Source organism: Klebsiella sp. SWET4, assembly GCF_024296565.1.
In the GTDB taxonomy this organism is placed as follows: Bacteria; Pseudomonadota; Gammaproteobacteria; order Enterobacterales; family Enterobacteriaceae; genus Klebsiella; species Klebsiella variicola.
The window spans coordinates 150,008-165,230 of the sequence record NZ_JANCOB010000001.1; the positions used below are offsets into that span (position 1 = coordinate 150,008).

Genomic DNA, 15,223 nt, shown 5'->3' on the forward strand with positions numbered 1-15,223 from the left:
TTGCCATGCATTTAAGATTAAAGGTTATGTATCAAGAGATGCACGCAAGACAATTAATTTGATATCTATCTGCACATCTTTACTGGTAGCGCTCTTTGGGATCTTGGTTGTGTTTCTGGTGTCTTTCGGCATCGGGACATATATTGCTATCATAGGGTTTTCTCTTATTTTATATTTTATTATGAAAAGGATTCTGCATATAAAAGAAGAAAAAAAAGGGAAGATAGTTTGGAAAAGAGCAATCATTACTTGGTAGGTAGTAATTAAATAATATAATGGCGCTGCTGGTTCTAATGCAAGCCTCGGACTCCGAGGCTTTTTTATTTTCTTTTCAAATCATGAGTTATAAAACCGGAAATATTTAACCCGACTCACAGGGAGTGAGTATTATTGGCTAATAATTCACTATCCAGATGAGCAGAAAGACTCAAAGCCGGTTATCAAAACTGAAAATATACTAATGAATTTCAATAGGTTAGGGCTTAGACTAAAAACATTAACCACTTATCAAAAATGCCTATTTTTCTTTTTAAATCAATAAGTAATGATGTTATTAGTTAACTACTGCTGCGCCACATGCAGTGGTTCGAAGCCGCAGACCTGATCGTCAAAGGCATGGAAGGCGCTATCGCCGCCAAGACCGTGACCTATGACTTCGAACGTCTGATGGAAGGCGCTAAGCTGCTGAAATGTTCAGAGTTTGGCGACGCTATCATCGCGAACATGTAATCCCGTTGGTGGATTAAGTAAAAGCGGGAGTCGATGGGCTCCCGTTTTTTTTGATTTTCAGTCAATGATTCCCCCAGGTGCTCATCGGATCGTGTAGTGACAGATATCCTGCTGCACGACATCAACCAGTTCAATGCTGCCTTTCTAACTTAAGTATTTGCCATGACCGGGTTATGAACTCAGAAAGATATCAGGTTAGGAAATATCTTGGCAGTTTGCCATTGCCAGAAGTGTATATATAGAATCTCTTTTTCTTTAAAAAAACATTCATAGCGAAAAAGAATGCGTTGCATTGGTGAAATTCCCTAAAAATCTTGTTCTTCTAATTTTCTTCAATACAATGAAGAAGTCTTACTTTATCTATACAGACTCTAATTCATACATTAAGGAGAGATACTATGGCAGTCCAAACTTATAAGGAATTAGCAGAAATATATGCTGCTCGCATATCTAAATGCAAAGATGGAGATATGCGAGTGATAGAATTGAATAAAATCTGGATGGAAATTCAGACTTTAACAGTAGGTGGAAACCCTCTTACTGAGCATCAACGGGTTCGTATGCTCGAAGAGCTAAAAAAGTCCCTGACGGACCTGGGGTATGACGATGATGTTATCGCCCTTGAACACTACAGTGGTAGGGAGGATTATGAGGCGTTAGCTAAATCAGGCTCATCCATTAGCAATGATGAAATACTAGCAATGATGAGAATGGTAGCAAAAGGACCGAAACCATGAATCAAGAACAATTAAATATTGTAACGCTTACGCTTTCATGTATAGCTTTGGTGGCTTCTATCTATTCAGCACTTCAATATCGCAATGCAAACGTTATTTCCAAAAGAGCGCTGAAGTTACAGGAAGCTGCTCTCGAAAGTCAGATTACAAATAGTATTGCTACTGCAACAGTACAGCTGCGCGAGGCATTGATGAAATACGCAGAAGCTGATAGCTCTGCTGTCAACTATCCAATCATCAGCAAAAATTATAATTCAGCACAAGAAACTTGGCTCAATGCATATGATCAAGCCTGTATGAGTTATCGTGAAGGAAAACTAAACAAGGAAACGTTTAAGAAAACTTATCACGTTCCAATCAGAGAGTTGTACGAAGATAAGGAGTTGCAGTTTTTCTTCAGTCCTGCTGACACATCTAAATATCAGTCAATTATATCGGTTTACCGGGAATGGGAAACCTATCATCGCTGACAGTTTCGACAAGAGTCGGGATTTGGCAAGTTATTGTTTTTAGATTGAAATATAAAAAATTAATCTTACTGAACAGGTTTAACTTATTGATTTTAAATTTATTATAGAAGAGGTAGTGAAACATATTATTTGTTTCTGGTTAGGAATGAGCACAGATTAGCTTATCCTCACATGGCGCCCTTAATCCCCCGTCACACGTTCCCCGACATAGAGGTGCGGAATTTATGCGGACATGCAAACAGATGCACCAAAGTTAGAGGGTGAGTTCGGGGAGAAAATGCAGGTTAAAACCGCGCCGAACGTTAAGGCGCCAAATGGGTGACTGAAAAGCAATACGCTATCCGCTCACTTTCAGATTAAACAGCCGGGACAACGCCGCTCTGCCGCTATCCGTCACTTGCACTTCCCGATATCCCGGCGTGCGGGTTATCCATCCTTTCTGCTCAAACAGTGCCATCAGCGACGAACCGGCGTCACCGCCCAGATGAAAACGTCTTTCACTCCAGTCAAGACAGGGACAGCAAGGCTTACGTCGCGGGCGGGTGTTCAGTACTGTGCCAAGGCGTTCAAGCTGGGCTTTACCGGCTGATGTCAGGGCCAGGCCATCGGCCGCCAGCCATTTTTCCCGCAGCATAAACTCATAAATGTTCACCGCCAGCTCGCCCGCCAAATGGTCGTAGCAGGTGCGTGCGTAACGAAGATTAACCGGCGTGCTGGGGAGAAGCGTCTTATGCGCCTGCATAGAGACGCCCATCAGGTTTTCCAGCAGCGCGGCGATATGCGCGCCCGCCAGGCGGTAATAGCGGTGACGCCCCTGCGCGAGACAGACCACCAGCCCGTTGCTGAGCAGTCGGGCAAGATGCCCGCTGGTGGTGGAGGCAGACACCTCGGCAACCGTACTGAGTTCGGTTGCCGTCCATGCGCGCCCATCCATTAGCGCGCACAGAATACTGACCCTTGACGGGTCAGAGAGGGCGGAGGCCACCATCGCCATAGCGGTTTCCAGCGCCTCCTCTGGCTCACTGTCTTGCTGCGTTTTCAGGAGATTCATTCAGAAAGTATGGCCCATTTTTTGGTCACTTCCGCAGCCCGGGTGTCATCATCGGTAATGAGAATGAGCCGGTTACGGTGGTCGCTGTACTGTACCAGAATATTAATGCCATTGCGGGCCAGGGTGTCTGCGATGTCGCCCAGTTCCCCTGGTCGTTCCTGAGGTAACTTTCTGATCAGAGGACGGCATACACTGCTGACGGCAAAGCCGGCCTCGGTCAGTACCCTGCGGGCTTTCTCACCGTCTTCCACCAGAAAATGCGCATGTCCGGCCTCAGGCGTGGTGAATACGCCGCCGCCTTCGAGCCCCACGCCGTTGTTACCCAGCGCCATACCCATTGCGCCAAGCGAGCCCGGCGTGTTGCTGAGAATCACGTGGATGTCATACATCTGGCTGCGCTCCCCGATCCGATGCGTAATCCCGGAACACGCGGGCAACGCGTATTCTGTAGTATGAAAAAATCGATGCTTTACCTTCGCGCTGGGCAGCCAGATGCCGCTCATTTTGCTGCCAGTTGGCCACCGATGCTTCATCTTCCCACCAGGATAGCGAGAGGATTTTGCCGGGCGTACTCAGGCTCTGAAAGCGCTCAATGGCAATAAACCCCGGCGTGTCTGAAAGCAAAGGCGTCAGCCCGGCCGCAAGCTGTAAATATCTTTCCTGTGCTTCTGGTAAGGCGTCGGCCTCAAAAAGTACTGCAATCATCAGTCTGCTCCGTGGTGAATGTCCCTGCAGTCTACTGACGGCCCGAGCAGAATGCTTCGGTCTGCAGCGAAGTATGGCTGAGGGGGGATACCCTCAGCCGCCGTCCCTGTGCACCGAATTACCGTCCCAGAAACGCGTTACTCTGCGTTAAAAATAATAAATTCAGGCTGGTAACTGACCGGGAAATTGACCGAACGGGCGATAAAACAGACGTGATGGATCTGCTGATGAATGGCCGTGGCGGCGTCGAGATCGGTACCTGATAGTACGGTGATTTTCGGCCTGAGGGTGGCAGAAATAAAGCGACCCGCGCCCCCTTTTAATACTTCACCCATTGCCACCGGTGAGTCCTGATATTCCATGACCGTAATCCCGGCATCGGAGGCCAGATGTAAGTACCACAGCATGTGACAGGCTGAGAGAGAAGAGAGCAGGAGATCTTCCGGGTTCATTTTGCCGGGATCGCCGCCAAGTAATGGATCATTTGAACAATGAATGGGTTCTTTTCCCTTTACCGCGATATCCCAGGTCCGGGCATAAGCCTTGTAACCCGAAGTACCCGTGCCCTGATTGCCGGTCCATGTGATATGGCTGGTATAAGCATGTTGCATAGATTTGCCTTTTCTCTGTGGAGGGGGGGATTTATGTGCTGGCGGCTGCGTTGATCGCGCATAAATTGCCATCCGTATCTGCTCAATGCTATAAGAAAAGAGCCGTTTTAATCGTGCTTATCTTTTATCGGTAAGGAATCAGTGAAGGTCAGATAATGATTACGTCAGTGCAGCCAACCACCACCGTCACCACCACCACGACCGTAACCTGCGGTGGTGTGGGCGTATCTGTGACCGGCTCCTGACAAACAGATCCTCACTCCCCGCTAATGTCGACGGGGAGAGACCTCTCCGTTCGTGACACACTGAATGGAGACCCATCATGATTTCATCTGAGCATGCCCTTTTAATTATCGATATGCAGCAGGGGCTTTTCCATGGCCCGGTTTCTCCGTATCAGGCCGATGCGCTTCTGGCGAACGTTTGCCTGCTGATTGAAAAAGCGAGACAGGCTGAGGTGCCCGTCTTCTTTGCCCGCCATACCGGGCCGGACGATTCTCCGTTCTCAGCACAAAGTCCATTAACCCAACTGCTGCCTGAGATGGGTGTTAACGGCGAGCGGGATATCGTCTTTATTAAAAAGTACCCCTCCTGTTTCCAGCACACTGACCTTGCGCATCGGCTCGCCCAGGCCGGCGTAAAACAGCTGGTTATTGCCGGGATGAAAACCGAATTCTGCGTGGACACGACCTGCCGTGCGGCATCGGCGCTGGGATGGCGGACGGTGCTGATCTCGGATGCGCACTCAACCATGGATAACGAACGGTTGTCAGCGCCTGACATTATCGGCCATCACAATATCACGCTTGCCGGGCCATTTGTGACGCTATCGACCGCCGCAGAGTGGCACTTTTCTGCAGAGAAATAAGGATGAAGAAAGGGAGCTCGATGGCTCCCGTTTGCCACGCCAGTTCATCCGGTTTTACTGTGCATGGCGGCGCAGGGTGGAGGCGGGGTGCCGCCGCAGCGCCTCTTCGGGACGCACAGGGCGCCGCACCAGTTCGCCGCCACAGTTTGGGCAACGACCGTGCAGCCGCGCCGTCATGCAGTCCCGGCAAAAAGTACACTCGAACGAGCAGATAAACGCCTCGGGTGAGTCTGGCGGCAGATCTTTATCACAGCATTCGCAATTCGGGCGTAACTCGAGCATTAACTTCTCCTGTGGTTAACGGCTGTATCAGCGACGGCGGGTCAACGCATGCTGTTTTTATATCACGGCCCGGACTGGCTGCCGAGAAGGGCGGATTAACTTCCGCCTCAAAGCGTTGCCTTCCCGGGCTGCATCCCCGGCACAAGGATGACTTTGCGGCATGCCTCTTCGCGTTTCTCAAAGATCTGATAGCCGCGCGCGGCCTCCTCCAGCGGCATATGGTGAGTGACGATCTCCTCCGGGGTGAGCAGCCCTTGCTCAATTAGCGCCAGCAGGTCCGGCAGCCAGGCATGGACGTGGGTTTGCCCCATCCTGAAGGTCAGCCCCTTATCAAAGGCATCACCAAACATAAACCCATGAATGAAACCGGCGTAAACCCCGGGCACGCTGACGATACCGCCGCGGCGCACGGCGGCGATGCACTGGCGCAGGGCTTTTCCGCTGCTGCCCTCGATTTTCAGATTGCTGAGGACGGTTTCCGTGAGGCTGCCTTTCGCCTCGAAGCCCACGGCGTCAATCACCGCGTCGACGCCGCGATGTCCCGGCGTGTTATCGATAATCCACTGCGCCGGGTCGTCATGGGTGTCGAAGTTTATCGGGATCGCGCCATAGCGTTGCTGCGCGAAATCGAGTCGGTAATCGTTATGATCGATGATAAATATCTGCTCTGCGCCATTGAGCCTGGCGCAGGAGGCGCACAGCAGCCCTACCGGGCCGGCGCCAAAAATAGCCACGCTGCTGCCGGGTTTGACCTCGGCGTTTTTTACTGCCTGCCAGGCGGTGGGCAGAATATCTGACAGAAACAGCACCTTTTCATCGGGTAAGGTGTCAGGCACTTTAAATGGACCGGTATTGGCTTTGGGGACCCGTACATATTCTGCCTGGCCGCCCGGGATGCCGCCGTACAAATCGCTATAGCCAAACAGGGCCGCCGGTGGCGAAATGCCTTTTCGGTTGAGTGTCGCCCCCTGGCCGCTATTGGTGCTTTCGCAGGCGGCATACTGCTGCAGGCGACAAAAGAAGCAGTCTCCGCAGGCGATCACAAACGGGATAACCACCCGGTCGCCTTTGCGGACCGCGGTGACCTCGGAACCCGCTTCCACCACTTCCCCCATAAATTCATGGCCGAAAATATCGCCGTGATGCGTGCCGGGGATCTTTCCGCGGTAAAGATGGAGATCGGAACCGCAAATCGCCGTCGCGGTGACGCGCAGTATAATATCGTCCGGCGCTTCAAGGGCCGGGTCGGGCATGGTGTCGACGCTGACATGATGGGGACCATGATAAGTGAGTGCTTTCATTGCATATTCTCCTGGAGAGAACGGCTGACCGCATCAGGTGCAAAGGCATATTGACCTGACGCGATGGCCACCGATAAACCACCGTAAAAATAAAGCGTAGAGTACAAGTAATGGAACTGCGTGATATTTCAGTTGTTGGGTGTGTTTTACGTTTCGCTTATTTTACGTTTGGTTTGTTGGGTTATTTGCATATTCGGATGAAGAAGGCTAGCCTTAATCAGGCATGATATTCGCTCCATTTTTTTTATTTGATAGCCGCTCCCCCAGCGGCTTTTTTTATTGGTTATCTTTAGAAAAGTTCTGAATTTCATGCCGACGAAGCCTCGCCGCGCCGCTTCGTTATATACCTCAACAGGAGTACTCCGATTGTATCGATAAAACGAGGGCTGCAGGTATTATTTCCCCGCACACAGTAAGTTAGCGGTGATGTGCCGTCTGGTTATTTTTAATGTGTGTTGTAGAATTATTCCGAATTACTGCTGAAAGACGTCGGGAAAACGGAATAATAATTTGACTAACCAGCATTACCCGCTAGAGTTAAATATCGAACGACGAGTGATACGGAATATTTTCGTATCGTACTGACATAACCGATATACATGAGGTGAAATATGGCAGAGCATCGTGGTGGTTCCGGTAATTTTGCTGAAGACCGTGAAAAAGCTTCTGAAGCAGGTCGTAAAGGTGGTCAGCACAGCGGCGGGAACTTTAAAAATGATCCGCAGCGTGCGTCCGAAGCGGGTAAAAAAGGCGGACAAAACAGCCACGGCGGTGGCCGCAAGTCCGATAATTCCTGATTATCCTTTTCCTTGCACCCTGAAGTGAAAGTATCTCCTGCGAGTCTGTATAGACTCGCAGTTATTTTCTGACTCCAGAAGGTATTTCTATGAATATGAAAAGCATTGAAGATGTATTTATTCACCTGCTCTCAGATACCTACAGCGCAGAGAAACAATTAACCCGCGGGCTGGCTAAACTGGCCAGAGCGGCGTCCAGTGAAAAACTCAGCGCGGCGTTCAATGCTCATCTCGAAGAAACCCAGGGCCAGATTGAACGTATTGACCAGATTATTGAGCAGGAATCCGGCCTGAAAATCAAACGCATGAAATGCGTGGCCATGGAAGGATTAATCGAAGAGGCCAATGAAGTCGTTGAGAGCACGGAAAAAAATGAGGTACGAGATGCTGCGCTAATTGCCGCTGCGCAAAAGGTCGAGCATTACGAAATTGCCAGTTACGGCACCCTGGTCACCCTGGCAGAACAGCTGGGCTATAAAAAAGCGGTCAAATTGCTGGCCGAAACGCTGGAAGAAGAAAAGCAAACCGACGTTAAATTAACCGATTTGGCGGTAGGTAACATTAATAAAAAAGCGGAAAAATAAACGCTCCCTGACACGAGGAAATGACCATGAATCACGTTGAACATTATCATGACTGGCTACGCGATGCGCATGCCATGGAAAAGCAGGCAGAATCCATGCTGGAATCGATGGCTGGCCGTATCGATAATTATCCGGATCTCCGTGCCAGAATTGAACAGCATATTAATGAGACCAAACGGCAAATTACCGTGCTGGAAGAGCTCCTCGACCGCAACGACATTTCGCGCTCGGTGATTAAAGATTCGATGAGTAAAATGGCGGCTCTCGGCCAGTCCATCGGCGGAATGTTTCCTTCCGATGAAATCGTCAAAGGCTCGATCAGCGGGTACGTCTTCGAGCAATTTGAGATCGCCTGCTACACCTCTCTGCTGGCGGCGGCTGAAAAAGCGGGCGACACCGCCTCCATCCCGGCTATTGAGGCTATCCTGGCGGAAGAGCGGGAAATGGCCGACTGGCTGATCAAACATATTCCTCAGACCACGGAGCAGTTTCTCCTGCGTTCAGATGCTGACGGCGTAGAAGCGAAAAAATAACCCAGGAGGCAGGCCTATGTTTCGTCATGTGAAACAACTGCAGTATACCGTGCGCGTTGCTGAACCCAATCCGGGGCTCGCGAATTTACTGCTCGAACAGTTTGGCGGCCCTCAGGGCGAGCTGGCCGCCGCGTGTCGTTATTTCACCCAGGGATTAAGCGATGACGATCCCGGCCGCAAAGACATGCTAATGGATATCGCGACAGAGGAGCTGAGCCATCTGGAGATCATTGGCACCCTGGTCGGCATGCTGAATAAAGGCGCCAAAGGAGCTCTGGCGGAGGGCACCGAGAGCGAGGCGGAACTTTATCGTTCACTCACCGCCAACGGCAATGACAGCCACATTACCTCGCTGCTGTACGGCGGCGGTCCCCCGCTGACCAACTCGGCGGGCGTGCCGTGGACGGCGGCCTACATTGATACTATCGGCGAACCCACCGCCGACCTGCGGTCGAATGTCGCGGCGGAGGCGAGGGCGAAGATCGTCTATGAACGCCTGATTAACGTGACCGACGATCCCGGCGTGAAAGACGCGCTGGCGTTCCTGATGACCCGCGAAGCGGCGCATCAGCTCTCTTTTGAGAAGGCGCTGCAGTCGATTCGCAACAACTATCCTCCGGGCAAACTGCCGCCCATTAGCGAGTACGCTAACACCTACTACAATATGTCTGAAGGTGGAGAAGTACGCGGCAGCTGGAACAGTGACAAACACTTCGATTATGTCAAGGATCCGCAGCCGGCCGTGGATGGCGGAGATGGCGGCGCTACTGTCGGCCTGACGCCAGAGCAGGAAGCGCTGTGCAAAGCGATGCTGAAGCGAACGCAGTCTGACCCGCAGGGCGATCCTTTGACCGGCGCCGAACTCGGCGCCGGTAAGCAAAACACTTCCTCATCGGCTAAGTGATGTTCGCATGAGCCCCGGCTGCGGCCGGGGCGATTCACAATGATGGGTGTGGAATATGTTTGAATTCGACGCGTTTCATCTGGCCCGATTGCAATTCGCCTTTACCGTTTCCTTCCATATCCTCTTTCCGGCCATCACCATCGGCCTTGCCAGCTACCTTGTGGTGCTTGAGGGGATGTGGCTGCGAACCCGGGATAACGTCTGGCGCTCACTCTACAATTTCTGGCTGAAAATTTTCGCCGTCAATTTTGGGATGGGCGTGGTCTCCGGATTAGTGATGTCCTATCAGTTCGGCACCAACTGGAGCGGATTTTCCCAGTTTGCTGGCAGCATAACCGGCCCGCTGCTGCTGTACGAAGTGCTGACCGCCTTTTTCCTCGAAGCGGGATTCCTCGGGGTGATGCTATTTGGCTGGAATAAAGTGCCGCCGGCGCTGCATTTTTTTACTACCTGCATGGTGGCGCTTGGCACCCTGGTCTCCACTTTCTGGATCCTCGCCTCCAACAGCTGGATGCAGACGCCGCAGGGTTTTACCATCGAAAATGGTCATCTCATTCCGCAGGACTGGCTGGCGATTATCTTTAACCCCTCGTTCCCGTATCGTTTGTTTCATATGGCGATAGCCGCGTTTCTCAGCAGCGCCATGTTCGTCGGGGCCTCTGCCGCGTGGCATCTTCTGCGCGGCAACGACTCGCCGGCCATCCGCAAAATGCTGTCGATGGCGATGTGGATGGCGCTGCTGGTAGCGCCAATCCAGGCGGTGGTGGGGGATATGCATGGTCTTAACACCCTTGAGCATCAGCCAGCGAAGATCGCCGCCATCGAGGGGCACTGGGAAAACCGACCCGGCGAGGCCACGCCGCTGCTGCTGTTTGGCCTGCCGGATATGGAACAGGAGCGCACCCGCTATGGCCTCGAGATCCCCGCTCTCGGCAGCCTGATCCTCACCCACAGTCTGCATAAGCAGGTGCCGGCGCTGAAAGACTTCCCGAAAGAGGACCGACCCTATTCGCCCGCCGTTTTCTGGTCGTTTCGCATCATGGTTGGGATGGGCGTGTTGATGATCGCCTTAGGGATCTGCAGCGCCTGGCTGCGCTATCGGCGGCGACTGTATCACTCGCGTCCCTTTCAGTGGTTTGCGCTCTGCATGGGGCCTGCCGGCCTTATTGCCCTGGTTGCCGGGTGGGTGACCACCGAGATGGGTCGCCAGCCGTGGGTGATCTACGGCTTGCTGCGCACCCGGGATGCGGTGTCGTTGCACAGCACGCTGCAGATGGCCATCAGCCTGCTGGTGTTTATCGTGGTCTACTGCGCGGTATTTGGCGTGGGGTATTACTACATTTTCCGGCTGATTAAAAAAGGGCCGCAACCGGTGTCGGAGCTGACCTCGCAAACCGCCGGCACCCCGGCGCGTCCGCTCTCGGCGGCAGAGCCGGTGCGTGATGAGGAGAACGCATCATGAGCATCGATATCTCGGTGATTTGGTTTGTCATCATCGTCTTCGCCACGCTGATGTATATCGTGATGGATGGTTTCGATTTAGGTATTGGGATGCTGTTCAGCGTGGTGCATGATGGCGAAGAGCGCGATGTGATGGTCAACAGCGTGGCGCCCGTCTGGGATGGAAATGAAACCTGGCTGGTACTCGGCGGGGCTGGGCTGTTCGGCGCCTTTCCGCTGGCCTATGCGGTGATCACCGATGCGCTGGTCATCCCGCTTACGGCGATGCTCATCGGCCTGATTTTTCGCGGCGTGGCGTTTGAGTTTCGTTTTAAAGCGGTTCCCTCGCATCGTACCTTCTGGGACTATGCCTTCGCCGGCGGCTCGCTGCTGGCGACCTTTAGCCAGGGGATTGTCGTCGGCGCGTTTATCAACGGCTTTGCGGTGGCTGACCGCCGCTTCGCCGGTTCGACGCTGGACTGGCTTACCCCCTTTAACCTGTTCTGCGGTCTGGGGCTGGTGGTGGCCTATCTGCTGCTCGGCACCACGTGGCTGATCATGAAAAGCGAAGGCGCGCTGCAGCAGCGGATGCGCGAGCTGACCCGCAAGGTGCTGCTGGCGCTGATGGTGGTGATCGCGGTGGTCAGCGTCTGGACGCCGTTGGGCTGGCGCTATGTGGCGGAGCGCTGGTTTACGCTGCCCAATTTCTTCTGGTTCGTGCCGGTACCGATCCTGGTGTTGGCGCTGAGCCTGTGGATCTGGCGCCTGAGCGCGCGCCCCGCCAGCCACGCCCGCCCATTTATCCTGACGCTGGGCCTGATTTTCCTCGGCTTCAGCGGGTTGGGGATCAGCGTCTGGCCGAACATTATCCCACCGAATATCTCCCTGTGGGATGCCGCCGCGCCGCCCTCCAGCCAGGTATTTATGCTGCCGGGGGCGCTGCTCATTATCCCGGTGATCCTGATGTATACCGCCTGGAGCTATTACGTCTTTCGCGGCAAAGTCTCCGGCAGTGAGGGCTATCACTGAGCCTGATTCGCGCCGGCAGGTGAGGATTTGCCGGCGCGTCGCGCCAACCGCGCGGGAATGACCGAGACAGTCGCGGACAAGCCGGCGACCCGTTCCACCCCCTCGGGCAGGGTATCGATATGGATGCGCACTGGTACACGCTGCGCCAGCCGCACCCAGCTGAAGGTCGGCTCGACCTCCGGCAGGCCCAGGGCGCCGGTCTCATCATTGGTATCGCCGATCCCGTGTCCGATACTCTCGACATGGCCGGTAATGACCGGATCATACCCCATCAGCGTGATATGTGCGGTATCGCCAACGTGGATGTGGCGCAGACGGGTCTCTTCAAAATACCCTACCACCCAGAAACGCTGGCCATCGATAATGGCCACTTTCGTCACCCCGGCGGTGGCATAGTCGCCCGGGCGTAGCCGCAGATGGGTGACGTACCCGGCCACCGGCGTCCGCACGGTGGCATGCGCTAAATTCAGTTGCGCCAGCGCCAGTGCCGCCAGCGCGCCCTGGTGGTTAGCGGCCGCGACGCTGGCCGCACTATTGGTCTGTTTCAGATCTTCGCTGGAGATGACGCCCTGGATCTGCGCCCGTCGTCTGGCGGCATCCTGGCGCATCGCCATCTCCTGGCGTCGGGCTTCCACCTCCGCCTGGGCGCTACTGACCGCCAGCTTCAGCCAGCGCGGATCGATGGAATAGAGCACATCTCCCCGATTGACCCACTGGTTGTCTTTCACCGCCACGCTGGCCACCGGCCCCGAGACATCGGGAGCGATCTGCACCACGTCGGCCCGCATCCGACCATCGCGGGTCCAGGGCGTTTGCGCCTCCTGTTTCCAGAGAATGAAAGCCAGTAGCGCGGCGGCGGCAACGGCGCCTAAGGTCAGGGCGTAGCGGCCCAGAAGAGTGAGATAGACTGTCATACGGCAAACCCCAGCATGTTAACTTCCTGCATAAGCAGAAAAAAGAGTGCGATATAGAGGGAAAGCCCCCACAGCGGGCGGCAGGGCAAGCGGCCCAGGCCCCGGACGGAGAAAATAAGCGGTTGCAGCAGCAGCGTCGCGAGCAGGGCGACAAGGCCGACAACCAGCAGGCCGGGGAAAAATACCCCGCCCATCGCGAGATCACGCATGGTTTTGGCTCTCCTCAGGCCGATGTAAGGCGCAATACAGGGAAATGAGCGCTTCCGCGCGCTCATGTGAGGCGGCATCAGCCGGTAAACCGTGGGCCAACAGCGCGTCAACAGGCTGCGCGAGGGCCTCTATGTCCGGCTCCTGTTTAAGGGCGTCAAGCAGCGTCTGCACAGCGGTAGCCGCTTCTCGATCCATCGGCTGATAGCTACGGCGCAGGTGGATCACCGCCAGGCCGGTACGAATATCGTGCAGCATCTTGTCCAGTAGCTGACCTGCGGCAGGCCCGCTCTGCGGTAGCCGCGGCAGCAGTAAAGCGGTCCGGTCGATCATCAGATTGGTCCAGCGGTGGGCATTCTGCGCCAGTCGGCCCCGCGCGGCGCGGCGGATATCGCGACGGCACAGCGTCAGCAGACGATGGACAGCGGCATCGGCCTGCACGGTTTGCAGCAGGCGCATACCAAACGCGGCATAGCCGATGGCGACAAACAGCGCGATAGACGTATTCATCGCCGTCGCGAAATCCCCCTGATAACTGGGGCCCAGTTCGCACAATATCGGCAGCGTCAGGGTGATGCCCATCGCCATAAAGGTGGTCGGCGGCCGCGCCTGCAGCGAACCGGCCAGCAGATAGACCGGGGCGAGCATCGCCGCCAGCAGGACAAATTCGCTCACCTGCGGCAGCAGGGCGAAGCTATACAGCAGGCTGAACAGCACGCCCCACACGCAGCCGATCAGGTATTTCACCAGCTGCGCCGCCGGCGCATCGAAGCTGGCGAACAGGCTACAGCAGACGCCGAGGATCGAGACCGCAGTGCCGCCATCGGGCCAGGCGGAGCCTATCCAGATCAGGCAGCCGCTGAGGATGATGACGAAGGCGCCGAAGGCGGTCCGCAGAGCGCTAAGCGGATCGCGATGGAAAACATAGCCCTTTACCGCGCGGGCGTCAGGTGGCAGGGTTGGCGATCGGCGGTGATAAATCGCCTTCGCCAGCCGTTCGCTCTGCTGCAGGAGACGGATGGCTTCCGCCAGGTGGCGCACCAGGCTAACGCGCAGCGCCTCGTTCAGCGTCTGCGCAGGGGCGCACCGGTTGATGAGCTGCTCGCAGCGGGAGAGTAGCCCGTCGGCGGAGAACGCCGTTCTGTGGGCTTCCGGACCTCTCAGCCAGACCTCTGCCTCCGTTAGCAGCGTCTGCAGGTCGTCAGGTGGCTGCCCGCACCTCTGTAAACGGTCATACAATTCGCCATTAACAATCAACAGTCGCGCCAGCCGGTCGTGGATCGCTTTTCTGGCCTGGCGGTGGGGAACCGAGAGACCGTCATCCCAGGGAAGATGGTGGTTGATGCCCTGCAGAAACTGCAGGCTCAGCGCCAGCCGCAGGGTTTCCGCCGCCACCGGCTTACCGGCCAGCGTATCGGCGATCCGCTGCCGGGCGGTTGCCAGCGTCTGTGCCAGCGTGCTGTTAAACCGCCCGGCGATGCGCACCGGCAGCACGAAGCGGTGAATCAATCCGGCGCACAAGATACCGATGGCGATCTCTTCCACCCGAATGACCGCGAGGTCAAAGATGGTCCCGGGCACGGAGACGGCGGGGAAACCAATCAGGCTCGCGGTGTAGCCCGCCAGCAAAAAAGCGTATCCGCGCGGCGTGCGTTCAAGCAGCGACAGACACAGGCAACCCGCGATCCACAGGCCCAGCATGGCGCTACACAGGATCGGCTGGTTAACGAAGGTGGGCACGATGAAGACGGTGGCCGCCGCGCCGACGAGGGTCCCGACCAGGCGATAGACGCTGCGGCTTAGCGATGCGCCCACCGAGGTCTGCGACACGATATAGACAGTGATGATGGCCCACGAAGGCCTTTGCAGACCGATGGATAGCGCAAGATAGTACGCCAGCATCGCCGCGGCGAAACTCTTTGCGGAAAAGAGTATTGCCTGGGCATCACTGCGCAGGACGGCTGAAGTCGATTGCGGCATGAAAGGGCGCGCGACGGCGCCTGCGGCACGCAGCCAGGAGGACTGGCGAAAGCGGTTAATGTTCATGCTGCGGATTATGGC

Annotated in this window: 18 protein-coding genes and 1 pseudogene; 10 read left to right on the forward strand and 9 right to left on the reverse strand. The window is 55.1% G+C overall.

Annotated features, from left to right (window positions below; genetic code table 11):
• Nucleotides 1-561 precede the first annotated feature (561 nt).
• From NKJ21_RS00865 to NKJ21_RS00875, 3 genes and pseudogenes are all read left to right on the forward strand, one after another.
• Nucleotides 562-729: pseudogene (locus NKJ21_RS00865) on the forward strand (isocitrate/isopropylmalate family dehydrogenase); the annotation flags it as partial.
• A gap of 398 nt (nt 730-1,127) precedes the next feature.
• On the forward strand, nt 1,128-1,466 hold the full coding sequence (locus NKJ21_RS00870; protein ID WP_254732639.1) for a hypothetical protein: 339 nt from the start codon (nt 1,128-1,130) through the stop codon (nt 1,464-1,466).
• Nucleotides 1,463-1,936 carry a hypothetical protein gene (locus tag NKJ21_RS00875; RefSeq protein ID WP_032730035.1) on the forward strand — a complete coding sequence of 158 codons (474 nt, stop codon included), beginning with the start codon at nt 1,463-1,465 and terminating at the stop codon, nt 1,934-1,936. The genes NKJ21_RS00870 and NKJ21_RS00875 overlap by 4 nt, the downstream gene beginning before the upstream one ends.
• Nucleotides 1,937-2,273: 337 nt before the next feature.
• On the opposite strand, the gene NKJ21_RS00880 is transcribed toward NKJ21_RS00875, so the two are convergent.
• The 4 genes from NKJ21_RS00880 to NKJ21_RS00895 form a co-directional block, all read right to left on the reverse strand.
• Nucleotides 2,274-2,987 carry a helix-turn-helix transcriptional regulator gene (locus NKJ21_RS00880; RefSeq protein WP_254732641.1) on the reverse strand — a complete coding sequence of 238 codons (714 nt, stop codon included), beginning with the start codon at nt 2,985-2,987 and terminating at the stop codon, nt 2,274-2,276.
• Nucleotides 2,984-3,376: an amino acid-binding protein gene (locus NKJ21_RS00885; protein ID WP_032732783.1), complete on the reverse strand. Its 393-nt coding sequence runs from the start codon at nt 3,374-3,376 to the stop codon at nt 2,984-2,986. The genes NKJ21_RS00880 and NKJ21_RS00885 overlap by 4 nt, the downstream gene beginning before the upstream one ends.
• On the reverse strand, nt 3,369-3,692 hold the full coding sequence (locus NKJ21_RS00890; protein ID WP_012542151.1) for an antibiotic biosynthesis monooxygenase: 324 nt from the start codon (nt 3,690-3,692) through the stop codon (nt 3,369-3,371). Before NKJ21_RS00890 ends, NKJ21_RS00885 begins: the two co-directional genes overlap by 8 nt.
• Before the next feature lie 137 nt (nt 3,693-3,829).
• Entirely contained in the window at nt 3,830-4,303 is a 474-nt protein-coding gene (locus NKJ21_RS00895) for an OsmC family protein (RefSeq protein WP_022066230.1), read from the reverse strand.
• 322 nt (nt 4,304-4,625) lie between these two features.
• On the opposite strand from NKJ21_RS00895, the gene NKJ21_RS00900 reads away from it, so the two are divergent.
• Nucleotides 4,626-5,171 carry a cysteine hydrolase family protein gene (locus NKJ21_RS00900; RefSeq protein WP_094955168.1) on the forward strand — a complete coding sequence of 182 codons (546 nt, stop codon included), beginning with the start codon at nt 4,626-4,628 and terminating at the stop codon, nt 5,169-5,171.
• A 54-nt stretch (nt 5,172-5,225) separates the two neighbouring features.
• On the opposite strand, the gene NKJ21_RS00905 is transcribed toward NKJ21_RS00900, so the two are convergent.
• Together NKJ21_RS00905 and NKJ21_RS00910 are read right to left on the reverse strand one after the other, a co-directional pair.
• Nucleotides 5,226-5,453: a DUF1272 domain-containing protein gene (locus tag NKJ21_RS00905; RefSeq protein ID WP_012542149.1), complete on the reverse strand. Its 228-nt coding sequence runs from the start codon at nt 5,451-5,453 to the stop codon at nt 5,226-5,228.
• A 107-nt stretch (nt 5,454-5,560) separates the two neighbouring features.
• Complete coding sequence (locus NKJ21_RS00910; protein WP_008807708.1) at nt 5,561-6,754, reverse strand: zinc-dependent alcohol dehydrogenase; 1,194 nt, start codon at nt 6,752-6,754, stop codon at nt 5,561-5,563.
• Between the two features lie 611 nt (nt 6,755-7,365).
• Between NKJ21_RS00910 and NKJ21_RS00915 the strand changes: the two genes are divergently transcribed.
• From NKJ21_RS00915 to cydB, 6 genes are all read left to right on the forward strand, one after another.
• Entirely contained in the window at nt 7,366-7,551 is a 186-nt protein-coding gene (locus NKJ21_RS00915) for a general stress protein (protein WP_004150795.1), read from the forward strand.
• Nucleotides 7,552-7,640: 89 nt separating this feature from the next.
• Complete coding sequence (locus NKJ21_RS00920; protein WP_008807707.1) at nt 7,641-8,135, forward strand: ferritin-like domain-containing protein; 495 nt, start codon at nt 7,641-7,643, stop codon at nt 8,133-8,135.
• A gap of 26 nt (nt 8,136-8,161) precedes the next feature.
• A complete protein-coding gene (locus tag NKJ21_RS00925) occupies nt 8,162-8,668 on the forward strand; it encodes a ferritin-like domain-containing protein (protein WP_254732643.1) in 507 nt (168 codons plus the stop codon).
• 16 nt (nt 8,669-8,684) lie between these two features.
• Nucleotides 8,685-9,572, forward strand: a complete 888-nt coding sequence (locus NKJ21_RS00930) for a manganese catalase family protein (RefSeq protein WP_043875502.1) — start codon at nt 8,685-8,687, stop codon at nt 9,570-9,572.
• Between the two features lie 55 nt (nt 9,573-9,627).
• Nucleotides 9,628-11,034: a cytochrome ubiquinol oxidase subunit I gene (locus NKJ21_RS00935; RefSeq protein WP_039103088.1), complete on the forward strand. Its 1,407-nt coding sequence runs from the start codon at nt 9,628-9,630 to the stop codon at nt 11,032-11,034.
• Complete coding sequence (gene cydB, locus NKJ21_RS00940) at nt 11,031-12,041, forward strand: cytochrome d ubiquinol oxidase subunit II (RefSeq protein WP_012542144.1); 1,011 nt, start codon at nt 11,031-11,033, stop codon at nt 12,039-12,041. Before NKJ21_RS00935 ends, cydB begins: the two co-directional genes overlap by 4 nt.
• Here cydB and NKJ21_RS00945 read toward each other — a convergent pair.
• From NKJ21_RS00945 to NKJ21_RS00955, 3 genes are read right to left on the reverse strand one after another with little or no spacing between them, the layout of a single operon-like run.
• The gene (locus NKJ21_RS00945) at nt 12,035-12,955 is read right to left on the reverse strand and encodes an HlyD family secretion protein (protein WP_254732645.1); all 921 of its coding nucleotides are present in this window, start codon (nt 12,953-12,955) and stop codon (nt 12,035-12,037) included. The genes cydB and NKJ21_RS00945 overlap by 7 nt on opposite strands.
• On the reverse strand, nt 12,952-13,164 hold the full coding sequence (locus NKJ21_RS00950) for a DUF1656 domain-containing protein (RefSeq protein WP_023322380.1): 213 nt from the start codon (nt 13,162-13,164) through the stop codon (nt 12,952-12,954). The genes NKJ21_RS00945 and NKJ21_RS00950 overlap by 4 nt, the downstream gene beginning before the upstream one ends.
• Nucleotides 13,157-15,208, reverse strand: coding sequence for an FUSC family protein (locus NKJ21_RS00955; protein ID WP_224229520.1), 2,052 nt, complete (start codon nt 15,206-15,208; stop codon nt 13,157-13,159). The genes NKJ21_RS00950 and NKJ21_RS00955 overlap by 8 nt, the downstream gene beginning before the upstream one ends.
• Nucleotides 15,209-15,223 lie beyond the last annotated feature (15 nt).

Bases quoted from the DNA above. Each gene is read 5' to 3' on its own strand.
- NKJ21_RS00955 (WP_224229520.1), bottom strand. From the start codon at position 15,208: ATGAACATTAACCGCTTTCGCCAGTCCTCCTGGCTGCGTGCCGCAGGC.
- NKJ21_RS00930 (WP_043875502.1), top strand. From the start codon at position 8,685: ATGTTTCGTCATGTGAAACAACTGCAGTATACCGTGCGCGTTGCTGAA.
- NKJ21_RS00885 (WP_032732783.1), bottom strand. From the start codon at position 3,376: ATGTATGACATCCACGTGATTCTCAGCAACACGCCGGGCTCGCTTGGC.
- NKJ21_RS00905 (WP_012542149.1), bottom strand. From the start codon at position 5,453: ATGCTCGAGTTACGCCCGAATTGCGAATGCTGTGATAAAGATCTGCCG.
- NKJ21_RS00895 (WP_022066230.1), bottom strand. From the start codon at position 4,303: ATGCAACATGCTTATACCAGCCATATCACATGGACCGGCAATCAGGGC.
- NKJ21_RS00920 (WP_008807707.1), top strand. From the start codon at position 7,641: ATGAATATGAAAAGCATTGAAGATGTATTTATTCACCTGCTCTCAGAT.
- NKJ21_RS00870 (WP_254732639.1), top strand. From the start codon at position 1,128: ATGGCAGTCCAAACTTATAAGGAATTAGCAGAAATATATGCTGCTCGC.
- NKJ21_RS00875 (WP_032730035.1), top strand. From the start codon at position 1,463: ATGAATCAAGAACAATTAAATATTGTAACGCTTACGCTTTCATGTATA.
- NKJ21_RS00915 (WP_004150795.1), top strand. From the start codon at position 7,366: ATGGCAGAGCATCGTGGTGGTTCCGGTAATTTTGCTGAAGACCGTGAA.
- cydB (WP_012542144.1), top strand. From the start codon at position 11,031: ATGAGCATCGATATCTCGGTGATTTGGTTTGTCATCATCGTCTTCGCC.
- NKJ21_RS00935 (WP_039103088.1), top strand. From the start codon at position 9,628: ATGTTTGAATTCGACGCGTTTCATCTGGCCCGATTGCAATTCGCCTTT.
- NKJ21_RS00890 (WP_012542151.1), bottom strand. From the start codon at position 3,692: ATGATTGCAGTACTTTTTGAGGCCGACGCCTTACCAGAAGCACAGGAA.
- NKJ21_RS00900 (WP_094955168.1), top strand. From the start codon at position 4,626: ATGATTTCATCTGAGCATGCCCTTTTAATTATCGATATGCAGCAGGGG.
- NKJ21_RS00910 (WP_008807708.1), bottom strand. From the start codon at position 6,754: ATGAAAGCACTCACTTATCATGGTCCCCATCATGTCAGCGTCGACACC.
- NKJ21_RS00950 (WP_023322380.1), bottom strand. From the start codon at position 13,164: ATGCGTGATCTCGCGATGGGCGGGGTATTTTTCCCCGGCCTGCTGGTT.
- NKJ21_RS00945 (WP_254732645.1), bottom strand. From the start codon at position 12,955: ATGACAGTCTATCTCACTCTTCTGGGCCGCTACGCCCTGACCTTAGGC.
- NKJ21_RS00925 (WP_254732643.1), top strand. From the start codon at position 8,162: ATGAATCACGTTGAACATTATCATGACTGGCTACGCGATGCGCATGCC.
- NKJ21_RS00880 (WP_254732641.1), bottom strand. From the start codon at position 2,987: ATGAATCTCCTGAAAACGCAGCAAGACAGTGAGCCAGAGGAGGCGCTG.